General features: G+C 51.7%; 22 protein-coding genes. 15 read left to right on the top strand and 7 right to left on the bottom strand.

What is annotated here, in order from left to right:
• Positions 1 to 3 precede the first annotated feature (3 nt).
• The 4 genes from P0X86_RS21730 to P0X86_RS33180 all read left to right on the top strand — a co-directional run bounded on the left by P0X86_RS21730 (position 4) and on the right by P0X86_RS33180 (position 5,701).
• Positions 4 to 1,212: an SLC45 family MFS transporter gene (locus P0X86_RS21730; RefSeq protein WP_096776737.1), complete on the top strand. Its 1,209-nt coding sequence runs from the start codon at positions 4 to 6 to the stop codon at positions 1,210 to 1,212.
• Between the two features lie 146 nt (positions 1,213 to 1,358).
• Complete coding sequence (locus tag P0X86_RS21725; protein WP_015736394.1) at positions 1,359 to 2,369, top strand: LacI family DNA-binding transcriptional regulator; 1,011 nt, start codon at positions 1,359 to 1,361, stop codon at positions 2,367 to 2,369.
• A gap of 109 nt (positions 2,370 to 2,478) precedes the next feature.
• The gene (locus tag P0X86_RS33185; protein WP_347177513.1) at positions 2,479 to 3,723 is read left to right on the top strand and encodes a hypothetical protein; all 1,245 of its coding nucleotides are present in this window, start codon (positions 2,479 to 2,481) and stop codon (positions 3,721 to 3,723) included.
• The gene (locus tag P0X86_RS33180; protein WP_347177512.1) at positions 3,701 to 5,701 is read left to right on the top strand and encodes a hypothetical protein; all 2,001 of its coding nucleotides are present in this window, start codon (positions 3,701 to 3,703) and stop codon (positions 5,699 to 5,701) included. Before P0X86_RS33185 ends, P0X86_RS33180 begins: the two co-directional genes overlap by 23 nt.
• Before the next feature lie 71 nt (positions 5,702 to 5,772).
• Here P0X86_RS33180 and P0X86_RS21715 read toward each other — a convergent pair whose 3' ends face one another.
• The gene (locus tag P0X86_RS21715) at positions 5,773 to 5,946 is read right to left on the bottom strand and encodes a glycine zipper domain-containing protein (RefSeq protein WP_277746416.1); all 174 of its coding nucleotides are present in this window, start codon (positions 5,944 to 5,946) and stop codon (positions 5,773 to 5,775) included.
• A gap of 230 nt (positions 5,947 to 6,176) precedes the next feature.
• On the opposite strand from P0X86_RS21715, the gene P0X86_RS21710 reads away from it, so the two are divergent.
• The 3 genes from P0X86_RS21710 (at position 6,177) to P0X86_RS21700 (ending at position 7,934) form a co-directional block, all read left to right on the top strand.
• A complete protein-coding gene (locus P0X86_RS21710) occupies positions 6,177 to 6,800 on the top strand; it encodes a TraX family protein (protein ID WP_009592213.1) in 624 nt (207 codons plus the stop codon).
• A gap of 56 nt (positions 6,801 to 6,856) precedes the next feature.
• Positions 6,857 to 7,288 (top strand): hypothetical protein, encoded by a 432-nt coding sequence (locus P0X86_RS21705; protein WP_277746415.1) that lies wholly within the window; start codon positions 6,857 to 6,859, stop codon positions 7,286 to 7,288.
• Between the two features lie 70 nt (positions 7,289 to 7,358).
• Positions 7,359 to 7,934, top strand: coding sequence for a macro domain-containing protein (locus P0X86_RS21700; RefSeq protein ID WP_015736389.1), 576 nt, complete (start codon positions 7,359 to 7,361; stop codon positions 7,932 to 7,934).
• Positions 7,935 to 8,192: 258 nt separating this feature from the next.
• On the opposite strand, the gene P0X86_RS21695 is transcribed toward P0X86_RS21700, so the two are convergent.
• Positions 8,193 to 8,390, bottom strand: a complete 198-nt coding sequence (locus P0X86_RS21695) for a hypothetical protein (protein ID WP_015736388.1) — start codon at positions 8,388 to 8,390, stop codon at positions 8,193 to 8,195.
• Positions 8,391 to 8,477: 87 nt separating this feature from the next.
• Between P0X86_RS21695 and rpiA the strand changes: the two genes are divergently transcribed.
• From rpiA to P0X86_RS21675, 4 genes are all read left to right on the top strand, one after another.
• Positions 8,478 to 9,194 carry a ribose-5-phosphate isomerase RpiA gene (gene rpiA, locus P0X86_RS21690; RefSeq protein ID WP_277746414.1) on the top strand — a complete coding sequence of 239 codons (717 nt, stop codon included), beginning with the start codon at positions 8,478 to 8,480 and terminating at the stop codon, positions 9,192 to 9,194.
• A 49-nt stretch (positions 9,195 to 9,243) separates the two neighbouring features.
• On the top strand, positions 9,244 to 9,693 hold the full coding sequence (locus tag P0X86_RS21685; protein WP_096776733.1) for a MarR family winged helix-turn-helix transcriptional regulator: 450 nt from the start codon (positions 9,244 to 9,246) through the stop codon (positions 9,691 to 9,693).
• Positions 9,694 to 9,722: 29 nt separating this feature from the next.
• Positions 9,723 to 10,154 carry a GNAT family N-acetyltransferase gene (locus P0X86_RS21680; RefSeq protein ID WP_090908142.1) on the top strand — a complete coding sequence of 144 codons (432 nt, stop codon included), beginning with the start codon at positions 9,723 to 9,725 and terminating at the stop codon, positions 10,152 to 10,154.
• 124 nt (positions 10,155 to 10,278) lie between these two features.
• Positions 10,279 to 10,914, top strand: a complete 636-nt coding sequence (locus tag P0X86_RS21675; protein ID WP_009595336.1) for a GDSL-type esterase/lipase family protein — start codon at positions 10,279 to 10,281, stop codon at positions 10,912 to 10,914.
• Between the two features lie 86 nt (positions 10,915 to 11,000).
• Here P0X86_RS21675 and P0X86_RS21670 read toward each other — a convergent pair whose 3' ends face one another.
• Entirely contained in the window at positions 11,001 to 11,672 is a 672-nt protein-coding gene (locus P0X86_RS21670) for a tetratricopeptide repeat protein (protein WP_213579216.1), read from the bottom strand.
• 177 nt (positions 11,673 to 11,849) lie between these two features.
• Between P0X86_RS21670 and P0X86_RS21665 the strand changes: the two genes are divergently transcribed.
• Both P0X86_RS21665 and P0X86_RS21660 read left to right on the top strand, forming a co-directional pair.
• Entirely contained in the window at positions 11,850 to 12,116 is a 267-nt protein-coding gene (locus P0X86_RS21665) for a helix-turn-helix domain-containing protein (protein ID WP_015736382.1), read from the top strand.
• A gap of 195 nt (positions 12,117 to 12,311) precedes the next feature.
• Entirely contained in the window at positions 12,312 to 12,422 is a 111-nt protein-coding gene (locus tag P0X86_RS21660) for a hypothetical protein (protein WP_015736381.1), read from the top strand.
• A gap of 155 nt (positions 12,423 to 12,577) precedes the next feature.
• On the opposite strand, the gene P0X86_RS21655 is transcribed toward P0X86_RS21660, so the two are convergent.
• From P0X86_RS21655 to P0X86_RS21645, 3 genes are all read right to left on the bottom strand, one after another.
• Positions 12,578 to 14,551 carry a stalk domain-containing protein gene (locus P0X86_RS21655; protein WP_277746413.1) on the bottom strand — a complete coding sequence of 658 codons (1,974 nt, stop codon included), beginning with the start codon at positions 14,549 to 14,551 and terminating at the stop codon, positions 12,578 to 12,580.
• Positions 14,552 to 14,795: 244 nt separating this feature from the next.
• Entirely contained in the window at positions 14,796 to 14,966 is a 171-nt protein-coding gene (locus P0X86_RS21650) for a hypothetical protein (RefSeq protein ID WP_213579214.1), read from the bottom strand.
• A gap of 74 nt (positions 14,967 to 15,040) precedes the next feature.
• The gene (locus P0X86_RS21645; protein ID WP_277746412.1) at positions 15,041 to 15,250 is read right to left on the bottom strand and encodes a DUF5316 family protein; all 210 of its coding nucleotides are present in this window, start codon (positions 15,248 to 15,250) and stop codon (positions 15,041 to 15,043) included.
• Between the two features lie 477 nt (positions 15,251 to 15,727).
• On the opposite strand from P0X86_RS21645, the gene rsmD reads away from it, so the two are divergent.
• Together rsmD and coaD are read left to right on the top strand one after the other, a co-directional pair.
• Complete coding sequence (gene rsmD, locus P0X86_RS21640; RefSeq protein WP_096776727.1) at positions 15,728 to 16,333, top strand: 16S rRNA (guanine(966)-N(2))-methyltransferase RsmD; 606 nt, start codon at positions 15,728 to 15,730, stop codon at positions 16,331 to 16,333.
• Positions 16,323 to 16,838, top strand: coding sequence for a pantetheine-phosphate adenylyltransferase (gene coaD, locus P0X86_RS21635; protein WP_009595333.1), 516 nt, complete (start codon positions 16,323 to 16,325; stop codon positions 16,836 to 16,838). Before rsmD ends, coaD begins: the two co-directional genes overlap by 11 nt.
• On the opposite strand, the gene P0X86_RS21630 is transcribed toward coaD, so the two are convergent.
• Complete coding sequence (locus tag P0X86_RS21630; RefSeq protein WP_192571251.1) at positions 16,816 to 18,045, bottom strand: nucleoside recognition domain-containing protein; 1,230 nt, start codon at positions 18,043 to 18,045, stop codon at positions 16,816 to 16,818. The genes coaD and P0X86_RS21630 overlap by 23 nt on opposite strands.
• Positions 18,046 to 18,106: the final 61 nt, after the last annotated feature.

The following is an 18,106-nucleotide window of genomic DNA, read 5'->3' as shown; positions in this document are numbered from 1 at the left end:
TTTGTGAGGAAAACATGGCTGCTGGGATTCGGCTTTTTCAGCATTAGCATTACCTGGGCGCTGTACAATGCGTTTGTGCCCTACTTTCTGGAGGATTACATATCCAGTGTCGCATGGATCGGTTTTTTTATGACGATCGACAATTACTTTGCCTTGTTCTTGCAGCCATGGATTGGAAGCCGAAGCGACCGTACCCACACCCGGTACGGCAGAAGAATGCCTTACCTGCTTATCGGAATGCCGCTAGGCGCTTTGTTTACGGCCATGATTCCGTTTCATAACGGAATGGCGACGTTGTTGCTGTTCATGGTCCTCATGAACCTGGCCATGAGCCTGTACCGTTCGCCAACCGTTTCATTGATGCCGGATATAACGGAAGAGAAGCGGCGCACCAGAGCCAACGGCATCATCAACTTCATGGGCGGCTTGGGGTCCATATTGGCATTCGGCGTGGGCTCGGTGCTGTACAGCGCCCATGCGTCGCTGCCTTTCATTGCAGCTGCCGGCGTAACGCTTGTCTCTTTGTTCATTCTGAAGACGTTCATCCAAGAGAAACGCGACGCTCCGGGCTATCAAGCCCAGACGGCCGCCAGGGCCAAAATTTCCTTTAAAAGCCAAATCAATCGAACGACGGTGCTGCTGCTGGCGGCCATATTCTTCTGGTTCGTGGCGTACCAAGGGGTGGAGACGCTGTTTACGCTGTACGGGAAGAATGAGATGGGGCTGACGGAATCGCAGGCGTCCTTTTCCTTGACGTTTTTTTCGCTCGCCTTCGTTCTGTTTGCGATTCCCAGCGGATGGCTTGGCGGTAAATTCGGGAAGAAACGGCTGATCCTGATCGGCGTCAGCGGGCTGCTGATTGTCTTTGCGCTCGTCCCATGGGTAGAATCGCTGCTGCTGCTTCGCGTACTGCTGACCGTTGGCGGATTGTTTTGGGCCTGCATCAATATCAATTCTTACCCTTTCATCGTATCGACCGGATCGGAGGACAGCATCGGAACGCGGACAGGAATGTACTATTTGGTATCTTCGCTGGCGGCGATATCGTCGCCGCCTCTGCTGGGCAAGCTTATTGACGGAATGGGGTATTCGATCCTGTTTTATTGCGCCGCCGGCAGCATGCTGCTTGCGCTGATCTGCATGCTGATGATTCGTCATCAGGAAACGGATCATTCCGCTAAAGCGCAGAACGCCTCCGCCAGCTTGTCCTAGCCGTTGTCATTCGGAAAACCGGGAGTTTTAGCTCCTGCCCGGATGTGCGGAATAACATTGACGAGTGCCTGCCGGCACAGGTAGAATTTAATACCAGAGAGATGGTTTTAGATTATGTCGGCGAAGGGCAGGAGCTGATTCCAAGGTTGACAACGATTTACGATATTGCGAAGAAAACAGGTTATTCGCCTACGACGGTATCCAAAGTCTTCAACAATTATCCGGACGTCCGGGAAAAGACGAGGGTCAAGATCCTGGAAACCGCGAAGGAAATGGGGTATCTTCCAAACGCCAATGCCAGGTCACTTACGACCAAGCGATCCTGGACTATCGGCATTCTTTTTGTTGAAGCCACGGGAGCCGGAATTCGGCATCCCTATTTTGGAGCCGTCATCGAAAGCTTTAAGAAAATCTCCGTATCCAAAGGGTATGACCTGATGTTCATTTCCAAGGATGTCGGCGGCCGAAGAAGCAGTTACGTGGAGCATTGCAAAATCAGGGGCGTCGACGGCGTTGTGGTCATCCTGTCGAGCAACGATGATCCCGATTTCCAGGAGCTGCTGGATAGCGGCATTCCGTGCGTCATTCTGGATTCGTCACCGGAGCACGTGCATTCGGTTTACTCCGACAATATCGGAGGCAGCATGCTGGCAATCCGGTATTTGCACTCGCTTGGCCATCGCAGCATTGCCCATATTTCGGGCGGATTGAATACGTTTGCAGGCGAGCAGCGCCAACATGGCTATGAAACAGCGCTGCGTGAGCTGGATCTGAACTTAAGGGAAGAGTACATAACCGGCAGCGATTTTTACTCCACCGAGAGCGGATACGAAGCCATGAAGAGGCTGCTTGCGCTCGCGGATCGGCCGACAGCCGTTTACGCCGCTGGGGATTTGCTCGCGCTTGGAGCGATTCGAGCCGTGCTGGACCATGGCCTGAGCGTGCCGGGAGACGTGTCGGTCATCGGCTTTGACGATATTGAAATGTCCCGCTACATTACCCCTGCATTAACGACGGTCCGCCAGGATACGGAGCAGCTTGGCAAGGTTGCCGCGGAGATCCTTCTTTCTTCAATCGAAGAGCGGGATACCGCCGTGAAGTCGGTTATGCTGCCAGTCGAATTAATGATCCGGGAGTCCTGCCGCCCGGTCACCTAAGGTGAACCTAAAGAGCAGGGTTCATTTTTAACCCGTTTCGAAACCGGTTTCGAAATGGGCGGCTTCTTGATTTCAGCGAATGATGCACTCATTTAAGGAGGATTTGAACATGTCCAATTATCGTTTTGAGAAGGATGCCTTTGTTATCGAGCAGTATGATCTCGCCAAGCCGTTTTCCAGCTTCCTGCCGGGGATTGCCGGATTGAAGGGGATACCGATGTGGACCTTTTACGTCAATCGGGGCCAAGGGATAAGCAGTTTCGGCATACGCGACAAGAATTCGCCGATCATGGAATTCTCGCCGGCCAATATCTCGTATAAGAACGTATCCGCCACCGGCTTCCGCACGTTTATCAAGATGGCCGGGACGCCGGCCGTATATGAGCCGTTCCAATCCTTTCAGCCGGACACGAAGGCACGGAGAACGATGCTGATTCGTCAGAATGAGCTGGTCATCGAGGAGGAGCATGCAGATAAAGGGCTTCGAACATCGGTGTCGTATTTCCAGCTGCCCGGTGAAGATTTTGCCGCGCTCGTCCGCCAGGTCAGCGTGACGAATATCGGGGCCCGGACGGAATCGCTTGAACTGCTGGACGGTATGCCGGAGATTCTGCCTTACGGCGTCGAGAACAGCGGGTACAAGGAGGTCGGCAATCTGCTGCGAAGCTGGATGGAAGTGAAGAATCTGGACCGGGGCATACCATTCTATAAGGTTCGCTCCAGTACGCATGATGAGGCGGAGGTTACCGAAGTTACGAACGGCCATTTCTATCTGTCGTTTGATCAGCACGGGAATTTGATCAAACCGATCGTAGATTTTGAGCTGATATTCGGCGGAAACACTTCATTGATCCACCCCGATCGATTTGCCGCGGGTTCGATCGAATCCTTGGCGCAAGCCACGCCGTATCCTGTGAACAAAGTGCCATGCGGCTTCAGCGGATTATCGGCGCGGCTTGAGCCTGGGGAGACGGCAACGGTGTATACGCTGGTTGGTCATGTGAACGATATCGGCAAAATCAACAAACGCTCGAAAGATTTGTGTTCGCCTGCCTATATCCTCGATAAACGCAAGGAGGCATCGGCATTGACCCGGGAATTAACCGATGACGTAGCTACCCAAACAGGGTTGCCTGTATTTGATGAATACAGCCGGCAGTCCTATTTGGACAATTTCCTGCGGGGCGGTTATCCGTTCATATTCGATAACGGGAAAGAAGGCGCGGTCGTCCACCTCTATTCCCGCAAGCATGGGGATCCGGAGCGGGACTATAACTTTTTTCTCGCTGGCCCCGGAATATTATTCACAAGGGAACGGCAATTTCCGGGACATGAATCAGAACCGCCGAAATGATGTGTTTTTCAATCCGAAGGTGGGCACGTTCAACATCCGGATGTTCTTCAGCCTCATTCAAGCCGACGGTTATAATCCCCTTAGCGTAGAAGGCACGAGGTTTCGAGTAGCCCCAGGCATGGAGGGGGAATTGGAGGAGCTGCTGCAAGCCTCCGCGGCTCGGGAGGATTACGATAAGCTCGCGAAGGCATGCGCCGGGGATTTCACCCCGGGGAAAATCATTAACGCGATATCGGATCAAGGCATTCGGCTGGCGATCGACGAGGAACGGTTCTTATCGGGATTGCTGACGATATCCGAACAGCATTTTGCGGCTTCGTTCGGCGAAGGCTTCTGGTCGGACCACTGGACCTATAACATGGACTTGGTTGATGGTTTCCTGGATATTTATCCCGACCGATATGAAGAGCTGCTGTTTGGCGAGAATGCCTATACATTCTTTGACAGCCCGGTATATGTGCTCCCACGGAGCGAGAAGGTCGTGATCAGCCGGGGCAAGGTTCGCCAGTACGGCGCGCTGCTGGAGGACGAGGAGAAGCTGAATAAGCTCGGCAGAAAGCGGAACGCGGCGGAATGGCTGCGGGTGAATGGCGGACAATGCGACATTTACCGTACGAATCTGTTTGTCAAAATGATCTCGTTATCCCTCAATAAAATGGCAGCGCTCGATCCTTACGGGATGGGCGTTGAGATGGAGGCAAACAAGCCGGGCTGGAATGACGCGATGAACGGATTGCCGGGTCTGTTCGGCTCCGGGATGAGCGAAACGATGGAATTGAAGCGTATGGTGGCATTCATTGTGGAGGCTGCCGAGCGGTTCGGTCATCATACGGTGATGGTGCCGGAGGAAATCGCCTCTTATTTAGAGGGCGTATATGATGCCGTGCAGCAATATCAAACCGGCGTTTTGGACTCCTTCCGATATTGGGATCGGGTAGCTGGGCAGCGCGAGTCTTATCGGGCATCCGTCCGATACGGCATCAGCGGCCTGGAGGTCGAGATTCCGGTGAAACACGTAAAGAGGATATACGCGGCTTTCCTGGACAAGATTGAAGAAGGGATTCAGCGTGCCGAGCAGCTGGGAGGCGGAATCGTTCCAACGTACTTCCGCTTTGAAGCGGAGCGGTTCGAAGAAATCCGGGATGCGGAGGGCAGCCCGGTCATCACCCGCTATGGCTTGCCTGCCGCCAAAGTGTTGGAATTCAAAGCATATGCGCTTCCGCATTTTCTCGAAGCCCCGGCCCGTGGAATGAAGCTCGCCAATGAAGGCCAGGCAAGAGCGATGTATGATCGGATCAAGGCTTCCGATTTATATGATGCCGCGCTGGGGATGTATAAGACATCCGTCAGCCTGGAAGGAGAAGGCGATGAAATCGGACGCATCCGCGCATTCACGGCCGGCTGGCTGGAGCGGGAATCCGTATTTTTGCATATGACCTATAAATACTTGCTTTCCTTATTAAAAGCGGGACTGTACGACGAGTTTTTCTCGGAAATCAAAACATCGCTTATCCCATTTCTGGACCCGGCCGTTTATGGACGCAGCACCCTGGAAAATTCATCGTTCATCGCCAGCAGCGTCAATCCGGATCCCCATGTGCACGGACGCGGTTTTGTGGCAAGGCTGAGCGGATCGACGGCCGAATTCTTAAGCATGTGGATTATGATGATGGCCGGAAAAAGAGTATTCCGTTATGAGGACAACGAGCTTCAGCTTCATCTGAACCCGGTGCTTCCGGCTTGGCTGTTTGACGAGCGGCAGGAGGTGTCGTTCACCTTCCTCGGTTCCGTCAAGGTAACGTATCGCAGCGAGCGCGCGGCAAATACGTTCGGACAGGACGGCGTTGCGATTCAGCGGTTCACCTTGACGACGGCGGGAGGAGACACCTTCGAGGTTGATGGCCCCCTCCTTACGGGCAAGTGGGCCCATGAAGTCCGTAACGGAAACATCCGGTCCATTCTTGCAGTCATGAGGTAAGTTTGACGGAAACCGAATAGACCACCCGATTCTAGCCGGGTGGTCTATTCCTTGTTCTTTGGCGTTTTCGTTTATTCTTGGGGCGGCCTTTTGTTCTTGTTTGTCATGGTGGAGCCGAACGATATGCCGATGGCAACACCGATTGCTATGCCAATAGCAATATTATTCATTGCCACTCCAATCGCCACGCCCACGCCGATCCCCATGCATATGCCTAAGGCCATGTTGTTTTTTTTCTTTTCCATCGGGCAGTCACCTCCATCTGAGAAGATGTTGATACTAGGATTCAAACCAGCGTTTCCTTCGTCCTCAAGCTGCCTTTGTTCTTATTATATAGGATAACGGACATGGATGCCGGATACCCAATTCTTCATCTTTTCTCCGCTTGCAAGTCCCCTGTTTGCAACCCATAATAGATATATCGATTCCACATACATAACGAATGTTCATCTTACCGTGCGAGGAGGGGGTTATCATGCAGTGGATCGCCATGCTGACGATGCTGATTGATCATATCGGGCTTGTGTTTTTTCCGCATCAGGAGATGTGGAGAATCATCGGTCGCATCGCATTTCCAATCTATGTTTACGCTCTCGTGCAGGGACACCGCTACACTTCATCGAGACCCAAGTATATCGCACGGCTGGCCGTTATTGCAGCGGTCTCCCAAATTCCGTACCAGCTTGCGCTGGATCCCGAAGGGCTGAACGTGGTCGTAACCTTGTTGGCCGGAGCCTTGGTTCTTTATGTGCTGGAACGATCGGATTCCCGGCTGCTATCATGGATGGTGGTTGTTGCAGCCTGTGCGTTGATGAGTGAGTTTCCGTTTGATTACGGAGCCTACGGCTTGCTGTTGATCTTGATTTTCCGATATGCTCAGGCCGGCTGGCTCGTTCCGCTTCATATGTTATTGAACCTGCTGTTCTGGTTCCTTAATGATTGGGAGCTGCAGATGTGGAGCGTGATCCCGACGGCCGTGATAGCTTATGGCCCTCATGTATGGAGAAAACTGGAGTCCGTCCGTGTGAGCCGCTGGGTATGGCGTTCGTTTTATCCGCTGCATTTACTGGCTATTGCCGTATTGCGGGTGTTTATATAACAGAAGATTTTTAGGTTGATGCCTCACGGACTGATTATGTACAAGGAGAGACATTCATGCAGAATATCGCAATCGCTGCCTGCATCCTATTGTTCGCGGCAGCGGGTTACATCGCGTTTATGAATTCCAAATTAATTGCGGATAAAAAGCGGGAAGCATACATTCCTCCGCCTGCTTCGGAATATACCGTTTATATGACGCCTCAATTCACCGAGGAAGACAAAAGGACGCTGAGTCCGATCGGCGTCATGGAATTTCGCGATCCGCAAGGCTTGATGAAGGTATATCTTTGCCGGGTCAGAAATGAATCCGAAGACTTGAAGCTGGAGCAAGCCGGCAACGTGTTTCTTCATCATCTGACCAAGGCCAGGGACACCGGCACGCTGATGTTTTATCGGACCCTGGAGGAAGCGCTGAATGGGCCGGAGGAGAAGAGCTTAACCGACCGTCTGTCTGCAGCCGCGAAAAAAAAGGCGAGGACAGAATAGGTCGAACCGGGTCAATCCACCCTCCTGCGGGGTAATAGAGAAATAAAAGACCGAAAGGAGATTTTCCGAAATGAAAACATTTAAAATCGGAAGGACATCGGTCTCCGTCTTTATAGGCGATATAACGACATGGACGGGCGACATTATCGTCAATGCTGCAAATTCGGGACTGCTGGGCGGAAAAGGCGTGGATGGCGCGATTCATAGCGCCGGAGGGCCGGAGATCATGGAGCAGTGCATGGAAATTCGCAAGCAGCAAGGCGGCTGCCCGCCAGGCAACGCCGTGATTACAGGAGCAGGCCGGCTGCCTGCCCAGCATATCATTCATACCGTCGGCCCGATCTGGGAGGGCGGCGGAAGGCGCGAGGAGCATACGCTGGCGGAATGCTACCGCAACAGTCTCCTGCTTGCAATCGAGGTCGGTGCCAAAAGCATCGCCTTTCCTAATATAAGCACGGGTATCTACGAGTATCCTAAAGCTCCGGCATGTGACGTGGCGTTAAAGGCGGTGACGAAGCTTCTTGAGGAAGATCTGCCGGATAACCGGCTGGAGCGGGTTGATTTCGTTTGCTTTTCTCCCGAGAATGAAGAGCTCTATGTCCGTTGGCTGGAGCGGTTCACGCAGGAGAAGGAGGCGCAAGTATAAGAAAAACCTCTATCGACGTACATTCTGAGAAGACAGACCGCATGTATACGACGTTTTTCTTGCGATATCAGGAAGGCCCACGCTTCGAAGTTCATACTTTCTGAGATCTAAAGAAAAACCTCTATCGACGTACATTCTGAGAAGACAGACCGCATGTATAGGACGTTTTTCTTGCGATATCAGGAAGGTGGTGTATTCTATAACCTTAATAAAAAGCAGGGGCGCAAATGTGCGCCCCTGCCGTTTATTCGCCGTTTATTACATATGATAGGAACCGCTTGGTTCAAACAGCACCCATTCCAGCATGGTAATCATGTCGTCAAGACGGGCATCCTGATTGAGAAGGGAAGCGCGCTCAGGGCTGTTCTCTTCGAGAGCTGCCAGTCGGGTTTGCAGTTTTTTCTTTTGCATCGAAAGTTCATTGATTTTGGATTTGATCTGGTTCTCTGTTCGCATGGTATAATCCTTTCCTTTGGCATGAAAATGATCACTGTACCCCATATTATAACATTTGATTCAGCTTAAGACGAAGGAGCGGGTCCTATGACGAGTGAAATGAATATGAAGAAAATAGCGGCTGAGCATGCCGCCAAGTATGTTCAGGACGGGATGAAGATCGGTCTGGGCACAGGCTCCACCGCCTATTACGCCATTCTCAAAATCGGGGAGCTGGTCAGGTCCGGTCTCTCGATCCAGGCCGTGGCTACCTCTGAGGCTTCGGAGAAGCTGGCGATGGAACAAGGAATACCCCTGACGCCCGTACACCAGATCGATCGCCTGGATTTGACGATCGACGGGGCTGACGAGCTGGATGATCAGCTGCGGTTAATCAAGGGAGGAGGCGGAGCCCTTCTTCGCGAGAAGATCACGGCTTATCACAGCGAACGGCTCGTGATTGTGGCGGATGAGGCAAAAGCGGTAGCACAATTGGGTGCTTTTCCGCTGCCGGTTGAGATTGTCCCCTTTGCCTATGAGTGGACGATTCGGTCCCTGGCACAGCTTGGTTGTTCGGTCCAATTGCGCCGTCAGCCGGATGAAGGGTTGTATGTAACGGATAACGGGAATTATATTGCTGATTGCCGGTTCCAGGAAATCTCGGGGCCGGAGGAATTGAGCTCCCGTTTAGGCACTGTACCCGGCGTGGTTGAACATGGTCTGTTCATCGGCATGGCCGACCAAGCGATTATCGGCTGCCGGGACGGTTCGGTACGGATATTGCATTCCGCGAGCATGCAGGCCAAGAATACATTTGACAGTTGATCCGGCGTTCATTAACCTTAAATACATGATATCTTTCGGAGGGTGAAGTATGTCGGATTTTCAAGAACACGAGGATTACCCGCTGCATTTGCTGGTAGTCCTGGCCAGAGCTTATAACGCAGTGATGACGCATTCGCATCGAAGCATCAACAGCCACGGTTTGAATTCCACCGAATTTGGGGTATTGGATGTGCTGTACCACAAAGGTCCGCAGCCGCTGCAAAAAATAGGGGAGAAGGTGCTTATCTCCAGCGGTAACATTACATACGTGGTCGATAAGCTTCAGAAGAAAAACCTGCTTGTTCGCCGGGCTTCCGCTGAGGACCGCCGCGTGATCTATGCCGAGCTGACCGCAGAGGGGAAGGAATTTTTCGAGGCCATCTTTCCTCAGCATCAGGAATTGATGGTGAAGGTGCTTAGCGGATTGTCTGACGAGGAAAGAGCGCAGGCGGCCATGCTGCTGCGCAAGCTGGGGATCAGCGCAGAGAAGATGCTGTAGTCCTACATGAGTTTAGATTGGAGATAGGTATGCTTAAAGATATAACGATGCAAGCGTCGCAGCCCGAAATCAAGGAGCTACTCAGTTACTCGGTTTTCCCTGATCCGGAGGCGGTGGACGAGGCAGCTGCATTTTATCAGGGCGGCGACAGCCGGTTGTTCGGCTACGAGGAGGACGGACTTCTTCTGGGAGTCATCGGTTTTGATGTGATGGAGGACGAGCTTATCATCCGGCATTTAGCGGTCCTGCCGGAGAATCGGGGGAAGGGATACGGACGCGGGTTGATTTTGGAGCTGCTCCTCGAGGTGCAGCCTAAACCGGAACGAGTCATTGCGGAAACGGACGAAGAGGCCGTGAACTTCTACCGCAGTATCGGTTTCGAGGTTTACAGCCTGGGAGAGAAGTACCCGGGCGTTGAAAGATTCCGCTGCATTTATGAGGTGGAGGAATCCGAAGAATAGTCATTCCTATGGATGCATGTTGCGTCTCCGATTGGAATTAAAATTGCCATTCAAGTTCATATACCCGTTTCGCACCGGAGGCATTCCTCATATAATGTCGTAACGAGCGGGGCAGGGGGTGAACATGTTGGTGTACCATTATACCGCTGTCGGCGATTCCTTGACCTTTGGGTTTGGGGCGATGCCTGGCAGCGGTTTTGTTCCGTTATACCGTCGGATGGCGGAGGAGAAGCTTCGCCAATTCGTGGCCCATGAGAATCTCGGGGTCAATGGATTAACCTCGGATGAATTATACGATCGGGTCGTTCAGCTTCCAACGTATCGCTATCATTTGCAGCAGGCCCAGATTATCACGATGTCGATCGGCGGCAATGACCTGATTCGTGCGGTGAAGTCCACGGGAGGTCGACCGAATCGGGAGGTGCTGGACACCGCCTTGTATCGATGCCAGAACCATGTGGCTAATATCGTCAAACATATCCGCAAAATAAAGTCACCGGCCAGCAAGCCTTATTTTATTCGCGCTATCGGTCTGTATAATCCATATCCGGCCTGGACGGAGGCAACGGAATACGTGATTCGGTTCAATCGGCATTTGATGGGGCTCAGCGACGGCTATTTTCGCGTTGCGGATATTTACGCACAATTTTCTGGCCGAGAGAAGGAACTGATGTCGGTGGACGGTTTACACCCGAATGGCCGAGGGTACCGGGTGATCGCGGAACAGTTAAACCGGCTTGGGTACAAGCCACTTGCATAAGAAACGGAAATTCTCATGAAAAAAGGACGTCCCCGGGTCCCATGACCTCTAACGGACGTCCTTTTGGTTTAAACCATTATTAACGCTTAGAATAAGTTCCTGAACCAACTTCGAACCGCCCATTTGCGTTCCTGCCGTTTTTTGTATTTGGGCAGCGAGCGATACACGTCCATCGATTCCTGATAGGATTTCTTGGCATCTTCGGTCCTTCCCAGCGATTGATACATATACCCCAGCAAATAAAAGGCTTCGCTGGAGGAAGAGTGGATGGCATGGAACTGCTCCAAATAGTGGAGTGCCTTCTCACGATCCGAATCCCGAAACGCCTCGGCAAGCCTAAGGTAAGGCCGGCCATATTTGACCCTCGGATTGATTTGAAGGGCCCGGACGATATCCGCCTCTCCCTGAGCGATGCTGCCGGTATGCAGACGCGCGCTTCCGATATCGTCCCAGAATTCGGCGGAATCCTCTAAACTGGATTCCATGGTTTCCAGGAGCTTTAGGGCCTCTCCATACTTGCGACGCTCCAGCAGCAATCGGGCAAGCTCGTGCCGGGATGATACGTCGCTGGGGCTGACCGCAATCTGTCTGCGCAGCTTGGATATAGCCCTTGCACGCTTGAACGGCTTCGTCACACTGGGAAATACCCCGACAAAACGGCGATCCAGCACGTACACGATAAGAAGCAGCACTAGAATCGCCGTTATCGGATTGCCGAAAATGTAAAACAAAAATCCGAAAACAATGAGTTTAAACAAATAAATCCCTCTATTTCCTTGTAATGTATTAGCCCAAATTATACCATATCATGGATTTATTTAGGGGGAAATGCAGTCGGTTCTATAGACCTTAAAAGGATGCGCATGTCGGAATAGGTCGCAGGTATTGAAAGTAGCCAGGTGATAACCGATATAGGTAGTAAAGAGGTGATAATCATGGCGAAAAAGGGACAGACATTCCATCATTACAGTTTCGAAACAAAGAAAAAGGCAGTCGCCATGCGGCTGGAAGGCATGACGAAGAAAGAAGTGGCATCCGCCTTACAAATATCAGACATCGGACGGCTGAAAGTGTGGATGCGCAAATATCGGGAGCTGGGAGAAGAAGGCTTGGTCGATCGCCGCAGACGAATCGTGCATCCAGACCATGACAACGAACGGAATGAGAAAGTACAGGTTCCACAGCTGCAGAAAATACAGTAATTATAGTGAGGCGTGGTTGAACGACGGTTCCACCACGCCTCTTTCATATGGGAATCATGGAACATCGGCGTATAGATACCCGCAGATGCGCGCATTTGGGCGGGTTCACTATTCTTATCGCGAACAGGCGGCAGCCCAGTTCATTTTAGCGGAAACGACATAACATGTGGTATGTTCAAAAAAGGAGGGATTGTTGTGAGCGGAGTAGGAGAAGGCTACGGCGGCGGCTATGGATATGGCTCTTCTGTAGGTGCTATTTTGGTATTGTTCATCTTGTTGGTGATCATTACTCGCGCATTTATCTAATCCATCTTTTGAGCGAACAAAACCAATGAATCAATAAGTGAATACCAGGCACCACGAGCAGTCACAAGGAAAGACCGTCCCTAAGAGGCATTGCTGCTTCTTAGGACGGTCTTTTTTATGAATAACGAGCTTTATTAATTTGTGTCTCCTTCATGCTACATCATGATCAATATGGCTTTCCCGTTTACGAAAGATACGATATTGAAATTGGAGTACCCCCAAGTTTCAATGGTTTTTCCGCCGCCGGAGGTAATGTCTTTGGCAGCCGGGTTCCCCCATGAAAGCTGTACCTGCTCTTTCGTCATGCCGAGGGAAACCTGCCCGGCTTTGATCTGCTTCCAGACGGAAGCGGACCATTTGTGTTTTTTATAGGGATCGTAAGTTAGTAACGAGGAACGGTCCGCAAACAGCTGCGTCACTTCCGAAGACCGCATGGGATAACTTTTTATAGTTTTCCCCGTTGCCGATTTGAAGATTACGTTGAATTCGCCCTTGTCGTCAGGCAAAATGTCGGTAACGGTCAATTTCGAGAAGCGTTCCAAATCTTCGAATTCGTTCACCCAATACGTTCGGCCGATATACTTAACCAAATTGCCCTGCATCGCTTTTTTGATCAATCCAGCCGTTTCGTTGGAGACGACGGTCATGGCCGCATCCGCGCCGAGGGAGATTTGCGCTTGCTTCCACTTGGCATCCCAGGTGGTTTTAGCTCCCAGAGCATCGGATAACACGGAGGCCGGAATGAGCAGCTCGCCCTTGTCGTTCACGGGTGCGGCTTTGAGTCGGATGGTGCTTTCATTCAGCTTGGCCTGGTTGCTGCCTGCTTTGAACGAAAGCAGGGTCTGGCCGAACTTCGCCTCCACGCTTCCGTTTTTAGCCGAGTAGGTGCCGCCCAGTGCCTGGATGACGGATTTAGCCGGTACCATGACGTTGCCGTTGACCTGTTTTGCATATTTCAAATTGTTGCGCAGGCTGGACGATACCGTCACCGATTTGGACTGGCCTCCGGAGGTTACCGTAATCTGCGTTTTGCCAACGCCGGCAGATTTCAGCATCCCATTCTTCTGCATACTCAACAAATACGGCTTCTCGATATCGATGACGGCGTCTTTAACCGGTACCTTGATTTTCGCCCCGTTCGTATAGGTTTCCTGGATGCTCACTTCCAGCGATTCTCCTACATAAGGCGTCGCAACGGATATGGCAACGGACAAATTCTTGACTACCGGTACATCGATGTTCTTATTCTGTCCCTCCTTATGATGTACCCAGCTCCCATCACTCCGCTGCGCATAAAAGCCTTCCGACAAATCCTTTGCATCCCCATAGATGGATGTTTTTACGATCCCGCTAAGTCCGGTAATCTGCTCTTTGAGTTTCCAGCGGTCTTTATACTCGCCGGTAGTCCATACGCTTCCGTCCTGGAGCGTTACAATGAGAAGATCCGTCGGCTCACTCGATGCATAGACGATATGAGCTGCATTCTGGGCCACGGTAACCGGTATGATCCGCCCGTTATCGTCGAAGTTGGACGTTTCGTACACGACAACGTCGCCGTTGTCATGCAGCAGGGCAACGCGTCCGCTGTGTACCGTCATGGATTTGACGGCTGCCGGGTTTTCCACGATCCCGAGCTTTTTGAACTGCCCCTTTTTGTAGTTATCCTGGAGCAGCAGCTCTCCATTGGAGGATAATGCAGCGAATTCCTGATCCGCATTGGAGATCAGCGATATGCCGCTGAGGTTCTTCGCTTTTTCATCGCCGGCCCATACGGTACCGTCCGACTTCAGCCAGTAGGAACCGGCTATCTGCTTCACGCCGCTTGTTCCCGGAACGACCTGGGGCCCCTTGCCGATGTCCCACTCTACTAAGCGGCCCTCCTGCGTCATGCCGATGCCGCCGTATTCATAACCGCTGATGGCTGCGACGTTACCTGGTGTTCGAATGGCGTGGCGCCCGTCAATCAGGGACCACATGGAGCCGTCGCTCATCAGATAGGTGTTTCTTCCGGCAATGTCTTGGATCCGGAGCTCGGCCCCGTCGGCAGAAGCGATGTCTTGCGTCGTCCCCGCAAAACCAAGCCCTGCCAGCATGCTGAACAACAGGAGAACATACAACGTTCTTTTCACTTACATGACCTCTCTTCACTGTACAAATAGGAATAATTTTCAAACAACCTCATTGTTTTCGACAAAATAGGCGTTATTCCTGCAAGATTTAGGGGAGCGTTGATTAAAAAGGAACAAAAAAACGCCCACCGATATCCGGGGACGTCTTGTCCGGTTGAATTCGCGATAGTTCGATGAACTGTCTCGACCTAATGGTGTTTAGTTAAGGGAGCTACGGAGGGGAATATAGGTGGCAGAAACCAGATTAAGTAAGATCAGTTCCCTTCAACAGCAATAGAGCCGCATATAAATCATTCTTCAACGTTTCGATTTTGGCGAGTTTCCTGAACGTAAGAACCGAGATTAAAGCGATCAAGGCATATTTCATTTTCGTTCGTTCTACTCCTGTATCATCATGGCTAACAAAAAAATTCATGAATCAGAACCTCCCCTAGAGACAGATGCTTCTGTGCCTTTACTGAGAGTGCAGTAAATGTTCACAATGTCAACTTAGCGGAACAAATACACAATACCGGCGACCGCAAGAAATACGAAACCCGCTAGTAAGAACCACATGGATACTTTCTCCCTGGATGCGCGGTCGTCCTGGGGTTCAGTAAAGAAGTAGTCTCTTTGTTGGTAATCCGTAGTAATAAACGCTCCGGATAGAAGCCCTGCAATCGCCAGGCAAGCCAATCCTGCATATAAAAACAGGTTCATCACGTGTTCCCCCCACCATGCCCTTTATTGTTAGAACGTTCGCTGAGAGGGATTGGTTATGCTTTTTACACAGGTAAGTGCATCGTCTGACTGGAAGGAACAGATTGACATGACACAATGCCACTCAACTTGGTTGGCGGCTGAACATAAAAAAAAGAACAAAAGCCCCGTAACAGAATGTTGATATTACAGGGCTTTTGTTCGGGAGCCACCGAAGTGACTCCCTCATGGGAGAGGAGAAACCGGACGAAGAGCTTATGGGGAAACGTAAGTCTTCTCCGCGGTTGTCTACGACATTCATTGATGTCGATATTTCAAGGATGCCCGGCTGGTGCAGAAATATACCTTGCTCTGAAAAAAAGTTGGGAGCTGTTACGTTTCATTTTTCATATATGGGATGATTGTGTTACGATAATCACTGTCCATGGCGTTGTCTGGGCATCTAATTTATAGATAATGAAACGGGTGAATGAAGCAGTGAGAGTAGTATCCGGAAGTGCAAAAGGCCGGCCGCTCAAAAGCGTGCCGGGTACAAGCACCCGTCCGACGACGGATAAAGTGAAAGAATCCATATTCAGTATGATCGGCCCTTACTTTGAGGGAGGAATCGCGCTTGACCTGTTCGCAGGCACGGGAGGCCTTGGCATTGAGGCGTTAAGCCGGGGGATGGATCGTGCTGTTTTTGTTGATGTGGAACCGAAAAGCATTAGCACGATCAAGGATAATTTGAAAGCGGCCCGGCTTGAGGAAAGCGCAGAGGTATATCGCAACGATGCGGCACGGGCGCTTAAAGCGCTTGAAAAGCGAGGCTATGGCTTCGATCTGGTCTTCTTGGACCCGCCGTACAGGTTCAAGAACGGCGATGAACTGATGCTGGATATGGCCGAGCGAGGGCTGCTGCAGGATTCAGCCTTGGTGGTATTGGAATACGAATCAAGTTACAATTATGCTGAGGAATTTGGCGATTTTCATTGTATCCGAACCGCGAAATACGGCGAAACCGCCATATCGATATACCGTTATGACACAGCGCAAGATCAAGCGACGGAGCTTGATGAGGAGGAATTACACGATGACAAATGAGAATACTAGTACATACCGCGTTGCCGTATACCCGGGAAGTTTTGATCCGGTCACCATGGGACACATGGACATCATCACACGTGCTTCGAAGCAGTTTGATCTGCTGATCGTGGCCGTTCTCAATAATTTAAGCAAGAACCCGCTCTTCACGGTGGACGAGCGTAAGGACCTTCTGAGACAGGCGACCGCGCATCTGCCGAATGTGGAAATCGACAGCTTCCGCGACCTTTTGGCGAACTATATCCGTCAGAAGAACGCCCAGGTCATCGTACGCGGGATCCGGACCGTGACCGACTTTGAATATGAGCTTCAGCTGGCATCCACCAACCATAAGCTGAATCCGGATGCGGAGACCATCTTTATGATGACGCATCCGAAATATTCGTTCTTGAGTTCCAGTCTTGTGAAGGAAATCGCGCATTTTAACGGCGACACTACTGATTTGGTCAGCCCCGAGGTCGATGCGGCGTTGCGCCGCAAATTCAGCGGGGATCACGCCCGATAAAACGGGAGCACAGCCAGAAAGCCGCTATTAATAACAAGCAGATCATGCCTTGAACCTGCAGGAAAGAAGGCAGTCCGCTCCAAAAATTGAAGAATTGTTCCGTATCGGCATGATCGATCGGTTCCGTTCGGAATGCCGGCACGATGCCAGCGGAAAGGGTGCTGACCGGTTTCCATATGGCCAATGTAATGACAAAGGCGAGTATCGAATGCAGGAATCGCTTTGCCATAAAGTAACGCCAGGAGAGACCGGCTTCCCGCATCAGCGACAGGCTTTGCAGATGGGCGCTGATTCCGCTCCATGCCAGTGCGGCGGACAGGACTGCCAGCTGCAGAGCCCCTGCTTGAAACACCGAGGAGCTGATCGATTGGGCGGCCAGATGGGCTTCCAATATCCCTGGCACAAGATAGGATGGAAGCTGGGGCAGCAGCTGGCCGGTCAATACTCTAGTAAGAACGGCGAAGAACAAGATAAAGCCGCCCGTCATCATTAAGGTCTGCACCGAACGGGTAACGGATTCGCCAAGGAGTTTGCCGAAGCTTCGCCCATCCCGTCGATGGGCGTCCAGCGCGGCGGAGGCTGCCCGTCGAAGAATCGGACGCTTCGCCCATTCGTTCATCCGGTCATTATCGACGGGTGCGCCCTGCTTCCCGGCTTCTGCAGAGGGCGATTTGCTGAATAGACTGAATGTCCATGCGGCCAGCAGGCCGGATATCCAGTGGACGATCAGCAGCAGATAACCGGCTTCCGGTTTATGCAGCAGGCCGGTTCCGATGACAACGAGGATGGTCATCGGATTGCAAAAATGGGCCAAAGCGGCAAGCCTGCCGGCGTCAACGGCACGGAGCTCGCCTTGTTTATGCATGCCGGCCGCGGCCTGAGCGCCTGCCGGGAACCCGGCTGTCATTCCTGTTATAAGAACCCAGCCGCCAGTACCGGGGAGTTTGAATATTTTTTTCATCATAGGGTCCAGCAGTACGCCAACCCCGTGGGCCCAGCCGTAAGCGATGAGTATTTCAACCAGCACGAGAAAAGGCAGCAAAGATGGAAATACGATATTCCACCACAGCTTGAGTGCTTGCAGGGTGGCTTGGAAGGCGGGTTCGGGCGCGCTGACGACGGCCAGTACAAGCAGGAACGCGGCGGCACCGAGAAGAATGGTGTTCCACAGTCCGTTGGATGACTTGACGGCGTTGTCTTTATTCATAAGGAATCTCCTTTCGGCGTAAACATGGCTAGTACAACTTTATGCAGAGGAGACAACCGTC

It is taken from the genome of Paenibacillus sp. BR1-192 (genome assembly GCF_029542445.1).
Lineage (GTDB): Bacteria > Bacillota > Bacilli > Paenibacillales > Paenibacillaceae > Paenibacillus_AQ > Paenibacillus_AQ lautus_A.
The sequence above is the reverse complement of the archived record's forward strand: the minus strand, read 5'-3'. Positions and strand labels throughout refer to the sequence as shown.

Excerpts from the sequence above, each read along its gene's own strand:
- P0X86_RS33185 (WP_347177513.1), top strand. The coding sequence starts at position 2,479 with ATGTCCAATTATCGTTTTGAGAAGGATGCCTTTGTTATCGAGCAGTAT.
- P0X86_RS33180 (WP_347177512.1), top strand. The coding sequence starts at position 3,701 with ATGAATCAGAACCGCCGAAATGATGTGTTTTTCAATCCGAAGGTGGGC.
- P0X86_RS21715 (WP_277746416.1), bottom strand. The coding sequence starts at position 5,946 with ATGGAAAAGAAAAAAAACAACATGGCCTTAGGCATATGCATGGGGATC.
- P0X86_RS21710 (WP_009592213.1), top strand. The coding sequence starts at position 6,177 with ATGCAGTGGATCGCCATGCTGACGATGCTGATTGATCATATCGGGCTT.
- P0X86_RS21705 (WP_277746415.1), top strand. The coding sequence starts at position 6,857 with ATGCAGAATATCGCAATCGCTGCCTGCATCCTATTGTTCGCGGCAGCG.
- P0X86_RS21700 (WP_015736389.1), top strand. The coding sequence starts at position 7,359 with ATGAAAACATTTAAAATCGGAAGGACATCGGTCTCCGTCTTTATAGGC.
- P0X86_RS21695 (WP_015736388.1), bottom strand. The coding sequence starts at position 8,390 with ATGCGAACAGAGAACCAGATCAAATCCAAAATCAATGAACTTTCGATG.
- rpiA (WP_277746414.1), top strand. The coding sequence starts at position 8,478 with ATGACGAGTGAAATGAATATGAAGAAAATAGCGGCTGAGCATGCCGCC.
- P0X86_RS21685 (WP_096776733.1), top strand. The coding sequence starts at position 9,244 with ATGTCGGATTTTCAAGAACACGAGGATTACCCGCTGCATTTGCTGGTA.
- P0X86_RS21680 (WP_090908142.1), top strand. The coding sequence starts at position 9,723 with ATGCTTAAAGATATAACGATGCAAGCGTCGCAGCCCGAAATCAAGGAG.
- P0X86_RS21675 (WP_009595336.1), top strand. The coding sequence starts at position 10,279 with ATGTTGGTGTACCATTATACCGCTGTCGGCGATTCCTTGACCTTTGGG.
- P0X86_RS21665 (WP_015736382.1), top strand. The coding sequence starts at position 11,850 with ATGGCGAAAAAGGGACAGACATTCCATCATTACAGTTTCGAAACAAAG.
- P0X86_RS21650 (WP_213579214.1), bottom strand. The coding sequence starts at position 14,966 with ATGAATTTTTTTGTTAGCCATGATGATACAGGAGTAGAACGAACGAAA.
- P0X86_RS21645 (WP_277746412.1), bottom strand. The coding sequence starts at position 15,250 with ATGAACCTGTTTTTATATGCAGGATTGGCTTGCCTGGCGATTGCAGGG.
- coaD (WP_009595333.1), top strand. The coding sequence starts at position 16,323 with ATGACAAATGAGAATACTAGTACATACCGCGTTGCCGTATACCCGGGA.
- P0X86_RS21630 (WP_192571251.1), bottom strand. The coding sequence starts at position 18,045 with ATGAATAAAGACAACGCCGTCAAGTCATCCAACGGACTGTGGAACACC.